Here is a 471-nt window from a genome sequence, read left to right on the forward strand (position 1 = left end):
GAACGCGCCTGAAGCCAGGTGTTTCGCCCTCTCCGCGTCACCGGGAGGTCACGACCAGAATGTCTGGTCTTAATTGGATGCCTGGCAGTTCCCTACTCTCGCATGGGGAGACCCCACACTACCATCGGCGCTACGGCGTTTCACTTCTGAGTTCGGCATGGGGTCAGGTGGGACCGCCGCGCTGTGGCCGCCAGGCAAATTCTGTTATCCGGTAAAACAAGCTGAAAATCGGGTCCCGCAAAACGCCTCTGGCGTTGTAAGGTTAAGCCTCACGGGTCATTAGTACCGGTTAGCTCAACGCATCGCTGCGCTTACACACCCGGCCTATCAACGTCGTCGTCTTCAACGTCCCTTCAGGGCTCTCGAGGAGCCAGGGAGAACTCATCTCGGGGCAAGTTTCGTGCTTAGATGCTTTCAGCACTTATCTTTTCCGCACTTAGCTACCGGGCAGTGCCACTGGCGTGACAACCC

At 57.5% G+C, this 471-nt stretch carries 2 rRNA genes; both read right to left on the minus strand.

Annotated elements, in window-relative coordinates:
• Positions 1 to 79: 79 nt before the first annotated feature.
• Positions 80 to 195 (minus strand): 5S ribosomal RNA (gene rrf / locus BBA90_RS18485).
• A gap of 63 nt (positions 196 to 258) precedes the next feature.
• Positions 259 to 471 (minus strand): 23S ribosomal RNA (locus BBA90_RS18490); the annotation flags it as partial.

The sequence above is a fragment of the Pantoea eucrina genome (assembly GCF_001691555.1).
In the GTDB taxonomy this organism is placed as follows: Bacteria; Pseudomonadota; Gammaproteobacteria; order Enterobacterales; family Enterobacteriaceae; genus Pantoea; species Pantoea borealis.